This is a genomic window from Gordonia sp. CPCC 205333 (genome assembly GCF_048537885.1).
Taxonomy (GTDB): Bacteria; Actinomycetota; Actinomycetes; order Mycobacteriales; family Mycobacteriaceae; genus Gordonia.
Window position 1 is genome coordinate 565,499 of sequence record NZ_JBCLVI010000004.1, and the last position, 21,440, is coordinate 586,938.

The following is a 21,440-nucleotide window of genomic DNA, read 5'->3' on the forward strand; positions in this document are numbered from 1 at the left end:
CATCGTGGGAGAAACGCAGCATGCCGTCTGTACCTGATAAGCCGTTGCCCATCCCGAAAACGACGCCCGCACCCAGCTACACTAACTACACCGGAAAAATAGCCCCAAAAGGCGCGGCGGACGTAGTCCAGGGCAAGAAATCGCCAGGCAACGTCGTTTATCCCGGACCGTTCAGAACAATCCCCGGAAATTCTGATACTGCGGCCAATCAGAACCTGGTCGCGCTGCTTGTGGAGCGGACCCGGAAGAAACAAGCGCCATCTGGGGACGGTCCCAGGATGCCAGCAATTAGCGCCGTCAAATACAGAACTGACGGCGGGGCACCATACGATCAGGAAATAAAGAAGCCGCCCGAAATTCCTGGACGCGGAACACGTCAAGGCGCGGTAAACTTCGTTAATGAGTACGCTACCGGGTACGGAACTGATAGCGAATACAACTGGTACTTCCGGCGCCAAACAGATGACTGCACCAATTTCATATCAAACGCCCTATTCTATGGCGGAGGGTTCCAGCCCGACGAAGGCGGCCATCGCAGCTCTCTCGACAACAATCACTGGGCGCAACACGACATCGGCTTGAGAGGAATAGTTCCATCGGCCGCGTGGGCCACCGCAGACAATCTAATTAACTACCTCAATATGAACTGGGGAAATCCCAGTGCACCCCATGGCAGCGTCGTCAAAACGGTTGATGCCTCCCCTAAAGCGGATGTAACCGATCCGCTGGCATTATCACACGCTGGCATGAAACCCGGTGACCTCATATTTGTCGACTGGAACAACGGCCATGGCATCGAGCACGCTGCTATGTATGTCGGGCAACAGCAGGTCATGAACCCACACACGGGAAGAATGGAATTATCTGATGTAGTTAGCTATCACACCAACGACATGTCACACCAGTACTGGGCACTCCCGAAAGCCGATGACCCAAACGGACGTGTTACATATCATTTCGTACATATCCGATACCCCAATGAGTAGGTAAGCGAAGACCGGAAACTCCGATGCTGCCACTAGGGAGGACATGTGACATCGCATCAGAACCGGACAATCCATTTCCGCACGATCACTGCTGCGGCGGCCACCCGCCAGGACCAGCCGGAAACGTCGGTGCACCGAACTGTTGTTGCGCACCGAACCCCGGAAACTGCTGAGGCTGCGGCAGCGGCGGGATCGCGAAGGCATCGACCACCGTGGCCGAGAGCTCCAAGAACGCCGCGCGAGTGCGCTCTGCCAACTGTTCCAGGTCGATATGCGCCCCGACTGCAAGGTGCGGGTCATACGGAATCACCTGAACCGCGCGGGTGCGACCGGCGAAATAATCAGCCAGCATCGAGATGTCGACAGGGGAATTTCGGTCTCGCGCCGAGGCGATGACCACAATCGCATTGCTCGCCAGTTCCTGATATCCGTGTGCGTTGAGCCAGTCGAGAGTAACTACCGCGCTTTGAGCACCGTCGATCGCCGGCGAGGTGACCAGCACAAGCGAGTTCGCCGCTTTCAGCACACCCGACATCGCCGAATGCACAAGGCCCGTACCGCAGTCAGTGAGAATCAGGTTGTAATGATTCTCCAGAATCGATACGACTCGCAGATACTCCGCTTCGGAGAATGCTTCCGACATCGCCGGATCACTCGATGACGCCAGCACTTCCAATCGGCTCGACGCCTGATTGGTATGCCGCCGAATATCGGAGTACCGCGCAAGATTAGGGTCGGCCAACAGGTCACGCACCGTCGAATAGGTTTGCAGGGGCACTCTGCGGGCCAAAGTTCCCAGATCGGGGTTCGCATCTACCGCGATGACCCGGTCCCCGCGCAGTGAAGCGAGCGCCGACCCCAGTCCGATCGTCACTGTCGTCTTCCCGACGCCACCCTTCAGCGACAGAACCGCGACCTTGAAATCCGAGCCGACCGGTTGACGCACTCGCTGGGCCAACTGAACGATGTCTTGACGGCTGCTAGTGCCGCCAAAGGTGATCAGGCCGCCGGCCGCACTTCGTAGGCGTGAGCGCCAACCGCGATCTCTGCGTCCGGCGGTCATCGGCATTTGCTGCATCACCGACTGACCGACCTGAGTGTGCATGGGTGGGCGAAACTGCGAGTCTGGTTGCGGCGGTAGGACATTGGCCTGTGGCGCATTCGGCAACTGATGCCACACCGGCACCTCGGGCGGAGCTATTGGTGCCGGTGACGGAGCCATTGGCGCGCTGGGCGGACTGACCGGTATACCAGGCAGCTGGGGGTCCGGCGCCACCTGACTCTGCTGAATTCTCGATGGCAGCGGACCGGGTTCCATGGTCGCCGGAGCCTCTGGAATGACTGGCGGGACCGGGCGAATCTCGCCGTCCACTCCAGCGGGTGCTGCGGCGACGCCATGCCGCCCGGTTCGCGGCGAAGAACTCCACTGCGCCTGACTCGGCGCTTGAGCTGGCGCCGGATAGCCCGCAGCGCCCTCGATCGGGAAGGCCGGAGGATGCACTGCGGTCGACGCCGCAACATTCGCCGTCGCCGTCATGCCGGCGAATGGATTGCCGCCGATTGCCGGTTCCCTCGTTTGAGGTCGATCATCGCTGGCAGACTCAGGTCCACCCATCCACGACGGTGGCTGCGTCGACTCCGGACTCGTCATTCAGCCTCTTCCGATGGCGTAGGTTAACCGCGTCCACCGAGAACCAGATCATTGGCCTCGGCGTCGGGCTTCTTCCCGTCTTTCTTATCTTTGTCTTTATTTTTGTTCTTCTTCTTGTCCCCGGACTTGCGCGTACCGCCACCTCGCAAACCGGGCATGCTGAATGCTCCGGCATCGCCGTGATTGGTCGCGCCTCTCGTCGGGCTCGACGCATTCGTAGTCGACAGTTGATAGCTGTCGGTCGCGACGCGAGTGGTCGGCGAGGTCGCCGAGAAGTCCGATATCGTCCGGGTACCGCCGGGCACGCTAGTTGTGTTCGACACGTTCCGGAAGGTGCCCGGCTGGCCCGTGTCGCCACCTTTCACCGAGTCCGCGGAATCCGCGGCTTCATTCCCGGTCGACCGCGCGTTATTCATCGCGTTTTCCGCATTATGGCGCTGGCTGGTCCCGATGTTGATAGTTCCCGCCGAGAGCACCGCATTGACACCGAGCTGCGACTGGATCCCATCGGCCTCCTCATTGGTCGCATCCCATTTGCGTCGACTCGCCTGGTGATCCTGATGCGCCGCAATCACTTCCGCGGTAGCCCTGGTCACCTCGACAGAAGCTTGCGACACGTGCGCGGACGCGGCGGCGATGGCACCGCCGGCCATGCCCGATGTCCCCGACGTCGCCGCTATCGCCGCCGCGAGTTCAGCTTCGGCTGCGGCGAGAGCTGCCTGCGCGGCAACTTCGACCGCCTCCGCGAGATTGACCCGATGGAACGCTCGCCACAAGCTCGCATAGTCAGCTTGCGCCGACACCAGTACCGGCGTCATTTCCGTTATAGCGGTATCCAAGGACGTTCCCCACTGCCCCAGCCCTTCACCTGCAACCTGGATACCCCGGGCGACGTGGTTCACCGCTTCGATGTGGGACTGCGCCTTCTTCCGCCACAAATCTGCCTCGGGACCGGAAAACCGCACGTCAGCGATGCTGATCGCGATATTCGACGCCATCTGATAAAGATGACCGGCCGTGCCGTTCCATTGCTGTTGCGAGAGGTGAACCGACGACGGTTCACCTTCGATCTCATAGCGCTTCGGATTGAAGGGCTCAGGGATGGGAACCGGCATCACGCACTCCGAGAGGATGCGTCGTCGAAGTCCTGCGCGCCCGCCTGCAATTCGGTCTCAGACGTGGCGCGTGACTTGCCGATCATCCCGACGAGCCCCGTATCGTGCGCCTTGATGATCGCTGCGAGTCGCTGGGTAGTCTCACCATGCTGACGTACCTCGTCAAGGGCGCGGACGATGTTGGGTCCAAGTTGTGTGTGAAACTCCGCGACCGACGCGGTAATCGCTACGCCTTGGCGATCTCCGTGCGATCCACTGTTCGCCAAGCATTCAATGGCGACGAGAGCTCCCTCAATCATTTGGACCATGGTGCCCGCGAGCTGCTCCATGCCATCTGGATCCGCACTAAAATTCGCCACCCGCCAGCTCCTTCCGGTCGCGCATATTCCGAACCCTACAATGCAAGATTCTATATCCCAGCGAGCGGCAGGGTCACTCAAACGACCGACACCCTAGTGACGGCGCATACTCACTATCAGGTCCGCGATGATGCCGCCAGCCAGAATCCCCGCGAGGATCGCGAACGCCAGAACAATCGAAAAGAGCAGCAGTTTCACGACCGGCGATTGCGATCGGGGTTCAAGAGTTCCATGCAGAACCGCCAGCATAGTCGCGCGGTAGCGGAGGCTGTGAGCCTGAATAATCGTTCTACGATCGTGCGCCGCCATAGTTGACTCCCCTAAACTCTCTGATATGCCCGCATCGAGTATAACCAGTTGGCGCCCTTCTCCCGATACGGCTGTCCAGCGAGCGGCACTTCTCGAACGTTCAATCGATCTGGAACGATGGCGCCCACATCGGATTGCCGTCGTCCCGCTGGAAGCTGCCGCACCGACATCGGTAGTTGCAGCACTTATCGCGATCTCCGGAAATCGAACTCTCGATGATCGCATTATCGGCATCGACACCAGCGGTGAACGGTCATTGACCCATCTACTTGGCGCCTCCTCAGGTGGAAGTCTTGGCGGTTTGGGACAGTCCGATATCACCCGCCGCGAACGTCGTGCGGTAGACAATTATGTCGATTTCGAGACAACTACCGGCGTCGGCGTGATTGCTCCGACACCTGCCCACCCAGAGATCTCACCTGAAACGCTAAACGATGCGCTGCACGGAATTCGACGCCGATATCGCGGCTTCGTCATAGATATCCCCAGTTCGGTCGCAGGTACTCTCATGCGTCCTGCACTGGACAATTGCGACCGCGTCGTCGCGGTAACCTCTGGCGGACGTATTCCCGACTGGGTCTTCAATACTGCGAACCCGCTCCAGCCATTTCTGCACACCAGCCGTCTGACGGCTGTTCTTCCATTTCAATCCAGTCAGTCGGAGGTCGTAGTAACTCGGTACTCGACGTCGATTCGCACCTATTCACTTGGCATCACTGTCTATCCCGACGGGCGATGGGATTTTCCGCTCACCGGCCGGGGACTTGATCTGAGCCTCGGCGCTATCGGATTATCCGACGTCACCGTGAAACTCGCACGCCATCTATTCGAGACCAGCGATCGCTGATATTTCGACAATAGGCCCGAGACTGACCGCAAACTAGCACCGAAGCCGCCGGCCACTCAATATGGATCGAGTGGCCGGCGTTTTCATAGATTTATCCTCCGGGACCGCGTGGCGAGCCATTTCCCGACGACGGCCCGCCCATTGACTCGGGCAGTTTCAGTTCGGGCAACTTCGGCATTCCATCGGGCATCGGACCGAATGGGATTCTCGAACCACCGGGCAGCCCAATCTCAGGTACCCAGAGGGAAGGAGCCGGAATTCCGCGGCGCGTTATCGTCGCGTGCATCAGGTAGACGTTATAGCTCGACCACTGAGACATGGTGAAGTACAGATCGTTGCCCTTCGACCACGGGTGGATGCTCGCCCCGTAGATCGACGGATAGTTCTTGGCCGATGCGATGACCTGCGGCGACGTCCACGGCCCCTGGGGTGTCGCGGCTTGGCGAAGGACGATTCCGTTGTTGAATACGTCGGTCGCGATCATCAGCCATCTGCGCAAGGAGGGGCTGTACTGGACAGAGACCTCGCCAATGCCGCCGGACACGATCGGCTGCGGCTCGCCCACCAGACCCTTCTGCCAGTGGTTACCCATCCAATACTGATAGGCGGCCCGGTACATGATCTGGCTCGCGGGGACGCGCGCCACGTAAACGCCGCCGATACGTCCCTGCTCAGTGCCGAACATGTAAACCCAGTTTCCGCGTCTGGCCAGCGAGAGCATCTGGAAGTCTCGTGCCGGACCCGCGTTGGTCCAGAACGCGGTTCCTGATTTTCGCCACGTGACTCCGTTGTCGTTAGACACCGCGATACCGGAATAATTGGTAGTCCACGAGCCTGGCGACGGACCGAATCGACGCACCGATGCATATGTCATGTACTGACGGCCACCTATGGAAATACCTGAGGTGGGAAGGGTCGTAATCTCCGAACCGTTCACCCGACGAGCTGGAATCACCTGACGGGCGTGACTCGCTGTGTCGGTGAGGAAGCCGCTATAACTCATCTGCCGAAGGTTCTTCGACGACGAATACGCAAGAGTATTAACTCGCCAGTCGAAGCCTGTCGGTGCACTGGTTCCGGTATCACCGGCAAATCCAGATCCGCGAGTAGCGCCTTGTTTCACACTGACGTACGGAAGTGCCGGAAAAGGCACCTCCTTGGGCAGGATCTGTAAGTTGAGGCCATCACCTGTGATGTACTGCGGCTTATTCGAGCTTTCCCCTTTAGGCCGAGGACGGCCGAATGTGTCGCCGAACATCGTAATAACTTGTCCGCGACCGTTATCCCACATGACGGCGTTGCCAGCGCCTGCGACGCCCCACTTGGTATCGGTGTGATCCGCTGACTTGGCGCCTGTCAGTTTCGTGACGAACGCATTCGTGACGCCGCCCTTGGTTATCGGCTGACCGTCACCACGCTTCTCACCCTTGTCTTCGTCCTTCGGGTACAAGTCCGATGGCCCGGTCGGCGCGTTCTGATTATTCTGGTTATTGTTGTTATCGTTGTTATTGGGATTCGTTGCCGGTGCATCAACTTTTAGAGCGGGTACGACTGGCGCGGGAGGAACAATCATCCCGGCGGACTGAACATTTGGCACCGATAATTGTGGTTGAGCGTTGAGATTCGGCTGATTGCCGTTCGCACTGTTGGAGCCGGAGTTTGAGGAACAACCCGCGAGCACCACCGCTGACGAAACGACCAGTATCAGTCCAGGTAACAGCCGGTTACGCAGTCCAGCGCGATGACTCTTCATACTTTCCTTCTCCGAATAGCCGATAGGGTCAAGCTTGCATCAAACACAATCAGCGACCGTAGAGCGCGGCGATCGCATGTACCTTCGCCGCGAATCCTGGTGTTGCGTTGAACTGATTCAACGCAGCGGTCCAGCCATCCGATTTCGAAAGATCTCCCCCGGCCGCACATAGGAAACGTGCCGCTGTCAGCGAGGCGTCATCGATATTGTCAGGTTCAGCCTTGCCGTTATTGTCCGCATCGGTGGCGAATTGCTCCCACCTACTGGGCAGAATTTGCATCGGTCCCATAGTCACGTCAAGCAACTGATTTCCGTCGTATCTTCCGGCGTCAGTGTCGGCGGGAGGTGCTGATTTCGGCGGATTGGCCTGGTCGAGGTCGCGCTGCGCTGGAGATACGGTGCCGTCTGGAGCTAATGACGAATTGTTCGCAGATCCATTGTCGCTCGACACTTTGCCAATTCCGGCGAGCGTGGACCACCCGATCTTGCACGCGGGCACAGCTTTGTCCATCGCGGCTGCGGCATAGGCGTATGCACGCAATGCACGCTCGGGAATGTCGTACGGATCGGCATGCAATTCGGACCACGATTTCAGCTGGACCGAAGGAACATCACGGACCGCGGTTTCCTCGTCCTTGTCCAAGCGCGACGAACAGGCAGACAGGACCAAACATCCAGCGAGCAGCGAGATGGTCACAGCGACCGATCGGCGTCGCCAACCCTGGTTGAAGTACACGAGGGCTGAGGATACGGCCCGTGAGCTGGAAAAACCGGACTCGCTACGCTAAGAAAGCCGACTGGCGTGCGACCACCTGCGCATTCGCCGCAACACCCTGTCATTCACGCAGCGGACGGCCTTTACGCCGGGCGACGGCAGCGCACACCGGCAACTTCTGTCCTCGCCGCTCGGCTGACCCCGATCGGGTGCCCGTGGATCGGAGCGCCGAGCCCCCCGAACGTCCGATAGAATTCGGACGTGGTCACGGGGCAGAACAAATGGCGTCAGCTAAAGTCAGCGGGAAAGCTCGCACGACTGCAGCGCAGTTTCGCTCCGTCTGATCAATTGCCGGTGGTCGTTGCCGTCCTGCCACTCGACACCAGAAGCACGACCAGCCCGATTACCGCAACACTCGCGTCACTTATGCAGTCCGCGCTTCCCACCCCCCTGGTAGCCGTCGATGCAGACGGTGTTTCGCAACCGTTGCGTCGGCTGCTCTCCTCCTCCGGTGCCGGTGACCTGATCGGCCTCGCCGCATCTCATGACGCCTCGTTGAGCCGGGCGAGAGTTACCGACTTCGTCGATACGGCAGCAGCCGTCCCCCTGGCCACCTGCTGGCTCGACGGCCCGGGTGCGATACCGCCCGAGTCCTTGCGATCTGCGGTCTGGAAACTACAGCGGCGATTTCCGAGCGTGATCATCGACGTGCCACACGGCGTGCCGAAATCAACTATCGCGGTCGCCACCGGCCTCGCATCGCATATCGTGCTCGTCGGTGATCCGCAAGATCTCGGACATAGCTGGCTACACAAGGGGAAGTCGATATTGGCCGAGGCCGCGAGGCGTAAAGCTGTCACGGTAGTCGCTGTCGGAGGATCGGACGAGTCCCGCGCCGCGTGTGATCACGACGATGTCGTCCCGATTCCCCAACGTCAAACAGCGGGCTACCGTGCGGGCACTGTGTCGATTCCGACCGACACCGAAGAACTGTTCGCCTTCACGACGCTTCTGCAGCGTGTGACGGGCAATGCGCCAGCTCAGTCTCCGAGCGCCTGATTCACCTTCGCCTTGTAATCGACAACCGCGTCACCGCCTGCTCCAATCAGTTTGGAAACGGCTTCGAGAATCTGACCGACAGACGTGGCAGCCTTATCCCAGCTGTCGAAGACATCGGTGAAGGTGTCATGTTCGGTGCCAACCCAACCACCACGTCCTTTGATCTTGCCGTCGAGATCTCTGATATCACCCAGCAGAGCGGTCGAGACGCTTAGCACCCGCGTCTTGGCGTTCGTCGCGGCGGAATCCCGCCAAGCGAAAATATCTCCAGCCATCGGCTCAGTCCTCGATCTATCAGATGTGGAAATTGAATTGCGAGAGGTTGCCCGCGGCCTGGTTAGCCGCGTTCGCGACTTCGGAATCGATGGCCTTGGCACCCGCCCCGATCGCCTCTGACACTTTGCCGAGATCGCCGATCGCTTCGGCGAGCATCTTGATACTCGTCTTCCAGGCGCCCTGAAAGGCATCCTCGGAAGATTCGACCTTATGACCATGACGATGGTCATAACCGGTTACCGTGGTACCCGCTGCGCTCTCAGCCTCAAGTTGCACGCGCACCTGCTCCAGGCTCTTCCCGAGCGAGATCATGTGCTCTTTGGGAACGCGAATATAGTCGCCCACTACGCAACAACCCCTTCACCGTCAACGATGGTCTTGATTGCCGAGGCTAACATCCCTGGCCGAACACGGCCAGGCCAGCACCCATGTTCGCGGTCATTTGGGCACTCGATATGAGACTAGCGAGATAGGATTCGGCAACTCCGACCCGACATCAGACGGATCGACAGTTGGACTGTCGTGCCAGGAAACACTACCGGTCATCCGGATGACGGCGTCCCGCAGCGACTTCGACCAGTCAATCCTCGGTGTCGTCGCACCGATCACCAGTGTCCACGTCGTCGACGGCAACGGATAGAACGCCTGAATCGATACAACATCACGGACAGAATCTCCATCTCGCTGCTGCTCCTGGCGTTCAGCCAAGACGTACGCATTACCCGACGGCGTTGTCAGCTCGTCGAGTGTGCCGGACTTGCCCTCCAGCCCCTTCCGGATCGGCGCCATCGACGCCAGCCTGGGCGAGCTGGAGGTAAACATCAGGTTGAGCGAAACATTCTCGATACGCCCCTCGGCATCGACGCCCGGATGGATCAGCGTGAGCAGTATTCGATTCTTCTGGGTGACCGCGACCGCGTCTTCGAGCGACTTGAGCAGTGCCCGCCTGACTTTGGCCGGTACGCGCTTGCCGCCGTAGTAGTCGTCGACGATTCGTTCGTTCTGCCGCCGCCATTGGGCGGGATGGGTTTTCAATACGGCCCAATCGGTCGGGAGAGCCACATTCCAATCGAAACCGGGGCGCAACGCGTCCGGGTGCCATTCGATCGCCAGTTCGGGCGCGGATGTCGATTGTGCCGCGTCGTCAGGTGCGTGGTCCGCCGGCGGGTCGCCGGTGTTGTCTGCCGTCGTCAACTCTTCGCCTCTTTCGGATGCGGTATCAAGGGTTTGGTCTCAACTCTCATGTTCTGCAGGTACCTCCGCCAGCTGAACTCGCCTCGGCGACAGTCCGCGCTGGATCAGATCGCCACGACCCGGCGGCAATTGCGTCATCCACGCCTTAGGCCACATCTGCCCCTCTTGGCGGTCACCCGACAGCAGCAACCCCGCGGCGCCGCTTTCTTTCAACGCCTGGATGACCGGCTCATACAGGGCCCGTGAGGCGCCGCCGCCACGCCGCATCACGACGACGTGGAAACCAAGATCGCGGGCCTGCGGCAAGAACGGCACCAACGGCCGCAAGGGGCTATTGGAACCTTCCATCAGGTCGTAGTCGTCGGCGATGACCACGACCTCGGGGCCGGTCCACCACGACCGTTCGCGCAACTGTTTAGTGGTGACGTCGTCGGGGGGCACCCGACGTTCGAGTTCCTTCACTATTGAAGCCACCAGTTGCGCAGCAACATTCGCGGTTCCGGCATAACCACCGATGAACGCCGTCGGCACTACGTCCATGAGTTGGCGCTTAAGGTCGAGCACGGCGAAAACCAGCTGGCCTTCGGAGAAATACGGACACAGCTCGTTGACAACCGTTCGAGCGATATTCGTTTTGCCGCTGCCCGAATCACCCAAAACAACGAGATGTGGGTCGGCGCCGAGGAGGTCGAGCCGCACCGGCATCAGGTCGGCCTCGCTTATCCCGATAAGCACGTGGTCGAAGGTGGGGTGTTCCCGCCGTATCTCGTCCAGCCTGATCGTATCCGGCAACATTCGCACGGCAGGCGCCCCAGGCCCCCGCCACGCGTCCGCGATCGCCGTGATTGTCGCTTCCGAAGTGGCCATCGCGTCAGCCCCGAAAGCGGGTACGGCGATCTGACACATCAGTTGCTCTTGATTGACGCAGCGCCCTGGGTTATCGGCGCGGATAGTCTCAATCAGACGGCGACCGATCGTAGAGTCGAGCGGATCGTTGAGGCGCAATTCGATTCGCGTGCCCAGCATGCTCTGCATTTGAATACGGAAGTCCGCCCACCGACCGGTCGTGACGATCAAATGCAGACCGAACCCCAGGCCGCGTGCGGCGAACTCCTGCACCTCGCGGGACAGCTCGTCGTATTCCTCGCGAAATGTCCACCATCCGTCGATGACCAAAAAGATGTCGGCGCAACGCAATTCAGGTAGTCGGCCGGCTCTGTGTAACTGCCGCATCTGCTCTGCGGTCTCGATCTGATGGTCGGCGAAGATCCGTTCACGCTCGACGAGTTGGGTGACCATCTCGGCAACTGTCCGTCGAATCTTGTCGGTCTCGAACCGCGTTGCCACATCGCCCACATGCGGCAGCCTGGTCATCGGCCGCAACCCACTGCCAGCCATGTCGATCAGATAGAAAGCCGCTTCATGGGGGGTGTGGGTCAGCGCGGCGCCGAGGACAAAAGATCGCAACGCCGTCGTCTTACCGGATTGTGGCGATCCGATGAAAACGAGATGACCGCCCGATCCGGCGAGGTCGACCGTCAGCGCACCCTGCCATTGGCGCAACGGCCTATCTTTGAGTCCGATTGGAAATTGCAGTTGACCGGATTCAGCGGTGTTGACCACCGACAGCCCCCGATCCCGGGTTGTCTCAACGCGGCCCACGACCGCGTCGAAGGTCAACGAATTCGGCAGCGGCGGAAGCCAGATCTGGCGCACCTTGTCCGCGTGTTTACCCAACCGGGTCGCCACCATGTCAAGCGTCGTAGCACTGAACGGATCGTCCGTTTCGACTGTCGCCCCGCGGATCGACTGGGTGTATTCGTCCTGCTTCTCTGCCAGCCACGCCGACGTGGTGTTGTTCAACCCGAACGGCATGGGAATCGGCGGCAAGGTGGTGTCCTCCGCATCAGCCGGCGGCACATACTTGCCGGACACATAGGCCGCTTTGAAGCGAGCGAAGATGTCGGGGTCAACCTTGAGGATCCCCGAGCCGGGAATCGGCGGAAGTTCATGCGCGTCGGGCGACCCAATGACTGTCCTCGACTCTTGAGAAGAGAACGTGCGCAACGCGATTCGATAGGACAGATGTGACTCAAGGCCACGGAGTTTGCTCTCCTCCAGCCGCTGCGTCGCCAGCAGCAGATGAACGCCGATGGAACGCCCGATCCGACCGATCTGCACGAAAAGGTCGATGAAATCAGGTTTGGCCGTGAGAATCTCGCCAAACTCATCGATGATGACGAGTAGGTCCGGGAGGGGCTCCAAGTCCTGCCCAGCATCACGCCGCCGGTTGTATTCGGTGACATTCGGCAATGAACCGGCGGCCTGTAGCACCTGTTGGCGACGCTGCATCTCGCCGAGGAGTGCATCATGTAACCGGTCGACAAGGCCGGAGTCGTCGGAGAGGTTGTCGACCATCGCCGTCGTATGTGGCAGCTGGTCGAGGCCGGCGAATGCAGCGCCGCCTTTGTAGTCCACCAGGACTAGCGCGAGTCTTTCCGGTGAATGCCAAACAGCTTGGGCCAGAACAAGGGTACGCAAAACTTCCGATTTACCCGACCCGGTGGCGCCGACGCACAGACCGTGTGGCCCCATGCCGTCTTGAGCGGACTCCTTCAGATTCAGCCGTACCGGCGCACCGCTTCCGTCGATGCCGAAGGGCACGTTGAGGAAGTCGTCCAGCGGACGCGGCGCCCACATCGCGTCGATGTCGTAGGAACCGAAGTCGTCGATCCCCAGCAGGCGATCAAGGGTGATCGTCGTCTCGAGGGGAGCATCGGGTGCGGAATCCTCGACCAGGCGAATCGGCGCGAGCCGTCGTCCGACATTCTCTGCCAGCGACGTACTCACTACGTCGATCGAGCCGCGGGCCGCGCCGCGGATGAGCCGCCGCTCCCGTTGGTTCTCTTCGTTATCGACCTGAGCGCCGAACGCGTTGGGTACCTCAGCTAGAACCTCGACCGTCACCGACCGGTCCTCGCCAATCGTCACCCGCGTGTCGACGGTGCCGGGCTCGAGTTGCCGATCCTCGTTGAGAACCACCGCGACGACTTTCAACTGCCTGAGGTCAGAGCCAACCATCAAGCGAGACAACACTTCCCGCCCGTGAGGATCGTCCGAGTCGGCCACGACGACGAGATGATGCCCCTCAACGACGTGGTCGCCGTAACGCTTCGACTTGTCGGCCAGTTCCGCACGTCGCCGCTCAATCTCGGTGGTGAGCGCGGTGAGATCCTCCGAATCGACCGACGTCTGACGACGGCCCAGTGGACCGTCGAACTGCTCGGGGTCAAGGATATGCGGCAGCCACAGCGCCCACCGATACGAGTCGGACAGCCCTCGCGCGGGTAAGGCAAGGTGTACTCGCACATCCTCGGGCGCGTGGAACGCCGCCAACTGGATGAGTATCGCACGCACTGCCTCATAGGTCTGGGCGGCTGGTCCCACGACCGACACCACGCCCGTCAGCGGCACCGCGATCGGCAGGTTATCTATACGTTCGGTCAACGCGACCACACGGTCGAGATGAGCCTGCGCTACCGGCTCTGGCCGTTTGAGCGGATCATCGTCAGAAGATGTGCGGACCGCGCGCGCCAACGGCCCGACACCGCTACCGACGCGGACCGTGAGGAAGTCGGCATCGCTCGCCCGTCGCTCCCAGAGCCGCGACGGATCCCGGATTACCTCCAGGAGGTTCGCCGGGACGGGGTGACGTCGTAGCGACAACTCGCGTTGGTCGCGCACTTCGCTCTCGATGTCGGTTCTAGTGGTCGCCAAGTATTCGACGTAGACGCCACGCTGTTGCTCTGCCTTCTTACGAGCACCCGTTTTGGCGTAGACGAACATGGCGATACCGCCGATGACCGCACCGGTGACCATCGCGCCGCCCGCGATCATCCGAATCGGATTACCCGACGACATCATCATCGCCATCATGCCCAAACCCGCGAAGAGCGGAAGGATCGCGCGCAGCGCGGAATTGGCGCCACCCGCGGAATCGATGGATGGCACACGCGCGATCACCAGTGGATCCTTGGGTAACGGATCAATGTGCAGTCGCGCTGGTCGATGAACCAGTCTGGTACCCACCGGCACTTCCCTCGTAGTCTCGTCGGTCAGGTGGCAGCGCAAGGACTAACCATCATCTGCAATGATTACCCCATGGGCGCAACGTTTGTGCGGCTAACAGTGCTTGCCGATGACAGCCAACTCGACATCAGCCTGCCGGCGCATCGCCCGGTCGTCGAGTATATCGACGATGTCGTCGCGATGTTCGGTCCGTCCGCGGCCGCGCCGACGACAGCGTGGGCGCTTTCCTTACCGACTCACGGTCCGATCGAGCTCGATGACACACTCGCCGATCATTCCATCGCCGACGGCGTCACCCTTCACCTGACAAAGGCTCCCGACGCGGCACCACCACCCTTCGTTGACGATGTCATCGCCGAGATGCGTCGCACCGTCGACGACCGGTACGAACGCTGGACCGCACAGTCCAGGCGCGTCTGGCTTTCGGCGGTCCTCGCCGGAGTGCTGTTAAGCGGAGCGGGATTTGTCGCGCTGCAGTCCTCGGATACTGCCGTGGCGGGCGGCCTTGCGGTATTGGCGCTCGTCACGATTGCGATAGGCACCTTCGCGCGCGGAAAACCGCTTGGCTATGTGACCTGGGCAGCCGCACCGATCGGCGGGCTAGCAGTATGGCGAGCGACGCAAAGCGTCGGAGTTGCCGAATCGGTGAGCTGGGCGTTCGCTACCGGAGCACTAATCGCAGCACTCGCTACCTATACCAGCCTGGACTCGCGGTCATTGACATTGGCGGGCGGACTCGTCGGCGGCTCGCTATACGTCGCCGGCGGCGCGTTCGCCCTCGGGGCCAATCCCACCGCGTTGTCGGTATGGGCCTCGATTGGGCTGGTCGTTGTCACCATTTTCACCCCGCGGTTGGCGCTGTCCTCGTCGGGCCTACTCGCCCAAATACAGCGCAGTGAGCAATTGGAACTGGCTGAACGCGCGGCTGTCGAAAAGGGATTACATCGCGGGCGTGAAGTTGTCGACGGGTTGGTGTGGGCCGCTTCTGCCTTGCTCATCCCGGTAGTCGCCATCATCGCCGGTACCGGAGTGTGGGAGCAAGGTGTTGTCGCGGTCCTACTCGTTCTGATTTTCACTCTGCGCAGTCGGTCGTTCACCCACTCGCGGCATGTCGCACCGATGCTCGGCGCCTCAGCAGTGTCGGCCGTGGTCGTAGTGTGCGCAGTGCCGCATTGGATCGAGTTGACTCAGGCCGCTGCCATTATCGCGGGCGTTGTCGGCACGATCATTGTCGGAATCGCGGTCCTTATCGGACAGCTCCCGGCGCTCGATGAAGTTCCGGCAGCGCGACTGCGCCGTTTCCTCGATGGTGTGGACCTGCCGCTTGCACTCGCCTATTTCCCCGTCGTGTTCGTCGGGCAGGGGGTCTACGGCCTGTTCTGGCCGTACTGACACATCACAGTCAGCGTCGTCGCGAGGCAAAATAGTCGATGATGAATCCCGCGGCAACGATGCCGACCAGGATGACGGCGGCCAACACCAATGAGATCACAATTAGTCGCAGCGTGAGTTGCTTGCCCCGCAGTGGCTGACTGCCATGAATCAAAGCCGACGACGCCAGCTGCGCGCGGAGTTTATGGGCCTGCAGTACGGTGCGCGGGTCACCCCCGGTAGTCATGGTTAGCCATCCTACTATCCTGATGGAGGCTGCGGGGCGCAGCGATGCAACCATCTCTCGGCGGCACACAAACGGAGGACGAATGGGCAACGATCAGTCAGATATGCCACCACCGTGGCTGAGTGATGACGACGATAGCGACCCGGACCCCACCGCCAAAGTCGGCGAACCGAATAGCACCCCTGAGCAATTGGGGCCGATAGCCGGGAACGGCATCGTGAATGAACCGGGGACCGCGACGCCCATCTTCGCTGGGGATAGACAGCCTCCGCCGCCCCCACCAGCACCGCGCGGCTGGGTCCCGGCCAGTGACGACGATGATGCCGAGATCGACGCACCTGCACCTGCACCTGCACCTGCACCTGCACCTGAAAGTGCTCTCGCGTCGGAACCGCCTCCGCCAAGACAACACGCCGTCACGCCTCCATCACCAGCTCCCCCCGTTTCCCCGCCGCCGGTTGTCGCCGCACCACCCGTGGCGCCCCCTTCTCCTGCAGCAGCATCACCCACCCAAGATGTATTCACCGGGTCCGATCAGCCCGAACCGGTTGCGGCACAACACTTCACCCCGCCATCCTTCTACGGACAGCACGCGAGTAAAGAAGGTATCGCGGAGGACCCGAGTCTGGGCGAGAATGCGAACGCCACGGACTCGTCGTTCCAGCCGCCCCAACATTTTCAACCGCAGAGTTCTCCGGCTCCCAACTTCTCGCCGCCCAATTTCCAGCCACCCAACTTTCAGCCACCGCCGCAATACCAAGTGCCGCCACAACAACCACCGGTTCAGCCCCACCCCCAGCAGTACGATCCGACGTTGGGAGTACCTCATGGCGCAGCGGTCGCGAACCCGGGTTACGCACCGCAACAGCAGCAGCCGGTCCACCAGCAGCCACCTATTGAGCAAGGCCAGCCGGTGCAGCAGCACTATCCGCCGAACCAGCCACCGGTCGGAAACCTTGCTCCCCCACCGGGTCTCGACCAGATCCGACTGATTCATAGGTCAAAGAAGGCGCCTCAATCAGGATGGCGGCGCGCGGTGCATAGCGCCACCGCCGGGGTCGTGAATCTCGGCGACAGTGCACAGCAACAGCACATCGACCAACTGATCGAGCGCGTGCGTCAGCCGATACGTGGCGACTTCCGGCTCGCGGTCCTGTCGTTGAAGGGTGGTGTGGGCAAAACAACGACCACCATCGGCCTGGGGTCGACATTCGCGTCACTTCGTGGTGATCGCGTTATCGCCGTCGACGCGAATCCCGACCTGGGGACGCTCGCGAGCCGGGTCCCGCAGCAAACCACATCGAATGTGCGTGGTTTGCTCAACGATCCCAATGTCACGCGCTACTCGGATGTGCGAGCACATACGAGCCAGGCTGAGAGCCGGCTGGAAGTGCTTGCGTCCGAACGTGATCCAGCGATATCGGAAGCATTCAGCGAGGATGACTATCGACGAGTCGTAGGAATTCTGCGCAATCACTACAACATTGTGTTGACGGACTGCGGCACCGGCCTCATGCATTCCGCGATGAAGGGCGTTCTGGGCCTCGCACATGGGATCGTCCTGGTCACCTCCCCGGCGATCGATGGAGCGCAGAGTGCGTCCGCCACCCTCGACTGGCTCAACCACCACGGTTACGAGCGGCTCGTCAGCCAGTCTGTCGTGGTGATTTCCTCATCGACGCCGGGCTCCCCGCCCGTCGACATCGATATGATGGCTCAGCACTTCCTTGGCCGAACCCGAGCGGTTCAGGTGATCCCCTATGACAGCCACCTCGCCGAGGGTGCTCAAGTGGATCTCGAGCTGGTCGGCCGAGACACTCGCACCGCACTCATCGAACTGGCAGCGACTATCGCCGACAGCTTCCCGGTTACCGTCGGGATGCCACCGAACGGTGTGCCCAACCAGTGGCGCGGATAGGCGGGCGCCTGTCAGGTAGACGGCTAGTTAGTCGCAGGCGTGGGACCGTGTCCGTGAATCCGTGTTCTGGAGCTGAACTGAACTTCCGGTCGACCGCACGTCCTTCACATTCGGAAAGACGCGGGCGAGGTCCTGAAGTCAAGGCGACTTCCTACGAAATGAACCGTACGCACATTGTCCGCGACTTCGACTAGTCCTACCATCCCATTCCGAAAAGAACGCATCGATCCTCCCGGCTTCGAACTCGCGCCGGGCCAGTTGTTGGCCGACCCGCCAAGTCGTGGTGGTGATTTTCGAATCTCTGTTGAGAAGCGGCAGCCGCCGCTTACCAACAAGGACGTAACTTGGCGGAGGAGCGTTCCTGCCTGTTACTCGGACATGTGTATGAAGATCACGCTCTTTGAGGAGCGGTGCGTGCGCGAGTTCATCCAGCGTCGGGCACCTAACACCGGACCAGTCCAGGTCATGGATACTCACATGACTTCTAGTCACGTGAGTGACAAGAGATGCACTCCATTTGCCCAACTCAATCGACGGCGCTGCCCACACCTGCCCGGCCGCCAATCCCGGATCACCGGACATTCGAAGCCTCTCGCGTGGTTATTTCAGAATGTGCGACCAAATCGAATACCGCCCGGACCAGGGGCGGCGCTCCAGCAGTAGTCACACTACCAACGCAACTCAACCGGTCGTGGCGTCACACTCGACGCAGTGCGTCGAACACCGGCCTCAACTGCTCCAAAGCATCATCTCGTGCATCCACCTCCGCCCGCAACTCGGACCATTCGGTCTGAGGAGCGGTGACAATGCTCAGTGCTTCGCTTGCATTTTTGATTAATACATCGCTAACTACGAAATCAGCGTCTTCTAGTGACTGCGGACCATAGCCTTCGTCAACGCTCGGACCGCCAGGGACCAGGGCGGCGACCGTGGCGGCCGCAGCGATCACAGCACATGACTGATCAGCCTCTAGCGGGCTATCCGGTTCGACCTGAAATGTCTCTCGCAATAGCTCAAGTTTGCCCTCAGCGTCGGCTTCATCGAACTCATCTACCCAGTCCCCCGCGTCATCGTTGTCAAACGGACCATCGCCCCAAGCACCCATCTGTTACCCAGCCTTTCGTATCGATGTATAGCTTCCGACTATACCTAGAATAGCATTCTAGGCGCTTCAATTTTCTCGTGTGGTACCTCGACTCTGCCGCACTGTTTCCCGACCAAAAAAGGAAGATTCTGAGCGGCACAATTCACATGCTTCCACACTCGATCATATTTGCCTGGAGTTATTCTCTCGAAGTCGGGACTATCCAATCGAGCTATCGGACATCGAACAACACCTCCTTGGCCATCGTCGAACGCGGGGCTCTCCCATATCTTGGGCCTAAATTCGTTCATCTGCCCGAGGTACTCAAAATTTCGGACCCCCGTCTCAATCCCGTGCACTATCACCGCAAACGTAGCCAACTCGGGAACCAGAACAGCGGGAACGACCCATGCCGAGCGTTCTTGAGTCGCAGGGACGGGCGTGCAGAACATATAGAGCGCCATTCCGGTGACTTGGCGGTACTGCGACACTCGCGACACCACCGCGACGGCTGCACGTTGCTCATCCTTCGATACGACACCGAAGAGCGCACCCTGCCTGAACATGATCGGTATCAACCCCACCTCGTCGTCGCATCGCGAGGAGCGCGATCGCTGCCTCGCGTGCCGTTCATTGACTCAAGAGTCCCTGGCTCGACGCGCACGCGAATTGTTATGCGACGGTTCATCTTTGGCCGGACGGCATGTGCAGCAATCAGGCTCCTTCCGTCTTCAAACCTATGTCAAGCTACTAGGTTGGATCGACCTGGACCGTCTAGCCTACTCGTCGTCGATTCTGATCTGCCCGATCGTGGTGCCCGGCGGGAGTTCCGTCGCTCGCTTGCTGATCTGAGACATCAACGACCAGTTGACTGCAAAGTCGGTCAATTCCAGGTTCTCAACCGATAGGTCCCCGCCCAGTATCGACGGAACCTTGTACCCAACACACTCGTTGTAACGCAGCTCGGAGTTGGTGGTCGATTCACGCCACTCATTGAAGAGCGATGCAAGCAAGTCGTCTTCTTTGTAGTCGGATAGTTCACAGTCATGGAAGTCCGAAAAAGTAGAGGGAACTTCAAACACATCTACGCCCGGCTCAAACATGTAGATCTTGCAATGCTACGGGATACCCCCGAGGGTGGTCCCCCAAACTCTGCCAAGCCAGTCAAACGCAAACGGCAAGATCTTCCGCGCATAGCTGGGAAAGTCCTCAGCTATCCATCCCGCAATTTGATTTGCCAATTGCGGAGTGCAAATCCGATAGAGGCCGAAGTCATACACCGTCCCGCCCATAGTCCGAATAAGCTCGTCAGCATCTACCGGGGAGCCGGTTAGACGCGCATCTTCCACTTCCGACCCCTGACCCGCCGTCGGCGTGTAGGTCCGTTCAAACTTCTCGAACACCTCGTCCGCCCTTCACTGTCATGAAATTCAAAGATAGAAAACGCTCGACAGAAGATCACAAATAGCATATTTCATAGCCAAATAGTTCCGACCGCAGCAAACCTACGGACAGTATAGGCAACCAACTCATCTTCTATGCAGTAGAGCACCCGTAATAGAGGTATCGACTGCGATTACTTCACTCTTCCAAACCAACGTCTCAGCTTGAGACGCTGCTTTCACCAGCCCGGCAGTCTCATCGACCTCGCCCAGTAGAATATCGAATCTGCCATTCCGCCTTGCACTACCAGCTGGTAAACCCCACCATCAACTTCAGGAGCCGCGACGACATCAACTACCTGCCCTACTGCGGGTTCTATGGCGAGCTTCCGGGTTGTGAATAATTCAGGATTAGGATTTCCAATGATAATCTCCAGCCCCTCATCTACCCCTGATGACTTCCATAATGCGGTAAGGGGCTTCGCCCCCACAATAGAAAGGCACAATCCATCTTCCACTGCGCCGTCTATTAGATACGGTCCGTTCACCAGCTCACGGTCACGCGGGACAATCTCAAGAAGGCTGCCAAACTCCAATCCCACAACAGATTCGAAATATTTTGGACACAGTTCTTCCATCGACGCCTCCGTACTTTCCGAAGTAACGAGTCTTCCGATAGGGCTGAAGGTGGGCACTCGAACTGTGGTGCGCCGGTTCAGCTTTCGAGTTGGGCGGCTTGCCGCAGCCCGCCCTGTCCGTCAGGCCACCACAAAGTCGGTACCGGATCGCTGAGCAGAAATAGCCCAACAGCATGCGAAGCAGCCAGCCGTAGGCTTTCTTCGCGGAAGTCGGCTGCCTCGTCCCACCCGGCTGCAACATAAGCCATTGCGGGATACACCGACGAGTAGTCGGCACCCTCGTCCCCATCCGCAGTCTCGCTAACGGGATAAGTGTCCATCATCGACGCGGTCCAGCTTCCCAGCGCAGACCCCGCCTCGACTCCCGTTGGCTCTGTCTCATCCATCAAATCTTCGAACCAGGCAACAAACTCGTCAGGATCTGCGGGAGCAACTGCGGGGTCGAAT

At 60.0% G+C, this 21,440-nt stretch carries 20 protein-coding genes; 5 read left to right on the plus strand and 15 right to left on the minus strand.

Annotated features, from left to right (window positions below):
* Positions 1–20: 20 nt before the first annotated feature.
* Entirely contained in the window at positions 21–986 is a 966-nt protein-coding gene (locus AAFP29_RS17160; RefSeq protein ID WP_419218602.1) for an amidase domain-containing protein, read from the plus strand.
* Positions 987–1,071: 85 nt separating this feature from the next.
* On the opposite strand, the gene AAFP29_RS17165 is transcribed toward AAFP29_RS17160, so the two are convergent.
* The 4 genes from AAFP29_RS17165 to AAFP29_RS17180 form a co-directional block, all read right to left on the minus strand.
* Entirely contained in the window at positions 1,072–2,637 is a 1,566-nt protein-coding gene (locus tag AAFP29_RS17165; protein WP_419218603.1) for an AAA family ATPase, read from the minus strand.
* A gap of 23 nt (positions 2,638–2,660) precedes the next feature.
* On the minus strand, positions 2,661–3,752 hold the full coding sequence (locus AAFP29_RS17170; protein ID WP_419218604.1) for a hypothetical protein: 1,092 nt from the start codon (positions 3,750–3,752) through the stop codon (positions 2,661–2,663).
* Complete coding sequence (locus tag AAFP29_RS17175; protein WP_419218605.1) at positions 3,752–4,111, minus strand: hypothetical protein; 360 nt, start codon at positions 4,109–4,111, stop codon at positions 3,752–3,754. Before AAFP29_RS17175 ends, AAFP29_RS17170 begins: the two co-directional genes overlap by 1 nt.
* A gap of 93 nt (positions 4,112–4,204) precedes the next feature.
* On the minus strand, positions 4,205–4,420 hold the full coding sequence (locus AAFP29_RS17180) for a hypothetical protein (RefSeq protein ID WP_419218606.1): 216 nt from the start codon (positions 4,418–4,420) through the stop codon (positions 4,205–4,207).
* 25 nt (positions 4,421–4,445) lie between these two features.
* Between AAFP29_RS17180 and AAFP29_RS17185 the strand changes: the two genes are divergently transcribed.
* Positions 4,446–5,267, plus strand: a complete 822-nt coding sequence (locus AAFP29_RS17185) for a hypothetical protein (RefSeq protein WP_419218607.1) — start codon at positions 4,446–4,448, stop codon at positions 5,265–5,267.
* Between the two features lie 91 nt (positions 5,268–5,358).
* Here the strand turns inward: AAFP29_RS17185 and AAFP29_RS17190 are convergent, their stop codons facing one another.
* Both AAFP29_RS17190 and AAFP29_RS17195 read right to left on the minus strand, forming a co-directional pair.
* A complete protein-coding gene (locus AAFP29_RS17190; protein ID WP_419218608.1) occupies positions 5,359–7,020 on the minus strand; it encodes a DUF4185 domain-containing protein in 1,662 nt (553 codons plus the stop codon).
* Between the two features lie 49 nt (positions 7,021–7,069).
* Positions 7,070–7,756: a hypothetical protein gene (locus AAFP29_RS17195; protein WP_419218609.1), complete on the minus strand. Its 687-nt coding sequence runs from the start codon at positions 7,754–7,756 to the stop codon at positions 7,070–7,072.
* 240 nt (positions 7,757–7,996) lie between these two features.
* Here AAFP29_RS17195 and AAFP29_RS17200 point away from each other — a divergent pair, with 240 nt between their 5' ends.
* On the plus strand, positions 7,997–8,794 hold the full coding sequence (locus tag AAFP29_RS17200; protein WP_419218610.1) for a hypothetical protein: 798 nt from the start codon (positions 7,997–7,999) through the stop codon (positions 8,792–8,794).
* Here the strand turns inward: AAFP29_RS17200 and AAFP29_RS17205 are convergent.
* The 4 genes from AAFP29_RS17205 to eccCa form a co-directional block, all read right to left on the minus strand.
* On the minus strand, positions 8,776–9,069 hold the full coding sequence (locus AAFP29_RS17205; protein ID WP_419218611.1) for a WXG100 family type VII secretion target: 294 nt from the start codon (positions 9,067–9,069) through the stop codon (positions 8,776–8,778). The genes AAFP29_RS17200 and AAFP29_RS17205 overlap by 19 nt on opposite strands.
* A gap of 19 nt (positions 9,070–9,088) precedes the next feature.
* The gene (locus AAFP29_RS17210) at positions 9,089–9,382 is read right to left on the minus strand and encodes a hypothetical protein (RefSeq protein WP_419218612.1); all 294 of its coding nucleotides are present in this window, start codon (positions 9,380–9,382) and stop codon (positions 9,089–9,091) included.
* A gap of 126 nt (positions 9,383–9,508) precedes the next feature.
* Positions 9,509–10,264, minus strand: coding sequence for a hypothetical protein (locus AAFP29_RS17215; protein ID WP_419218613.1), 756 nt, complete (start codon positions 10,262–10,264; stop codon positions 9,509–9,511).
* A gap of 39 nt (positions 10,265–10,303) precedes the next feature.
* A complete protein-coding gene (eccCa, locus tag AAFP29_RS17220; protein WP_419218614.1) occupies positions 10,304–14,287 on the minus strand; it encodes a type VII secretion protein EccCa in 3,984 nt (1,327 codons plus the stop codon).
* 138 nt (positions 14,288–14,425) lie between these two features.
* Between eccCa and AAFP29_RS17225 the strand changes: the two genes are divergently transcribed.
* Positions 14,426–15,745, plus strand: a complete 1,320-nt coding sequence (locus AAFP29_RS17225; RefSeq protein WP_419218615.1) for an EsaB/YukD family protein — start codon at positions 14,426–14,428, stop codon at positions 15,743–15,745.
* A gap of 10 nt (positions 15,746–15,755) precedes the next feature.
* Here AAFP29_RS17225 and AAFP29_RS17230 read toward each other — a convergent pair whose 3' ends face one another.
* Positions 15,756–15,971, minus strand: coding sequence for a hypothetical protein (locus AAFP29_RS17230; RefSeq protein WP_419218616.1), 216 nt, complete (start codon positions 15,969–15,971; stop codon positions 15,756–15,758).
* A gap of 328 nt (positions 15,972–16,299) precedes the next feature.
* On the opposite strand from AAFP29_RS17230, the gene AAFP29_RS17235 reads away from it, so the two are divergent.
* Entirely contained in the window at positions 16,300–17,889 is a 1,590-nt protein-coding gene (locus AAFP29_RS17235; RefSeq protein WP_419218765.1) for a MinD/ParA family ATP-binding protein, read from the plus strand.
* A 697-nt stretch (positions 17,890–18,586) separates the two neighbouring features.
* On the opposite strand, the gene AAFP29_RS17240 is transcribed toward AAFP29_RS17235, so the two are convergent.
* The 4 genes from AAFP29_RS17240 to AAFP29_RS17255 form a co-directional block, all read right to left on the minus strand.
* The gene (locus AAFP29_RS17240) at positions 18,587–18,994 is read right to left on the minus strand and encodes a DUF4259 domain-containing protein (protein WP_419218617.1); all 408 of its coding nucleotides are present in this window, start codon (positions 18,992–18,994) and stop codon (positions 18,587–18,589) included.
* A gap of 758 nt (positions 18,995–19,752) precedes the next feature.
* Entirely contained in the window at positions 19,753–20,055 is a 303-nt protein-coding gene (locus AAFP29_RS17245; protein ID WP_419218618.1) for a T6SS immunity protein Tdi1 domain-containing protein, read from the minus strand.
* Between the two features lie 539 nt (positions 20,056–20,594).
* Positions 20,595–20,993 carry a hypothetical protein gene (locus AAFP29_RS17250; RefSeq protein ID WP_419218619.1) on the minus strand — a complete coding sequence of 133 codons (399 nt, stop codon included), beginning with the start codon at positions 20,991–20,993 and terminating at the stop codon, positions 20,595–20,597.
* 77 nt (positions 20,994–21,070) lie between these two features.
* Positions 21,071–21,379, minus strand: coding sequence for a hypothetical protein (locus AAFP29_RS17255; RefSeq protein ID WP_419218620.1), 309 nt, complete (start codon positions 21,377–21,379; stop codon positions 21,071–21,073).
* Between the last annotated feature and the right edge of the window lie 61 nt (positions 21,380–21,440).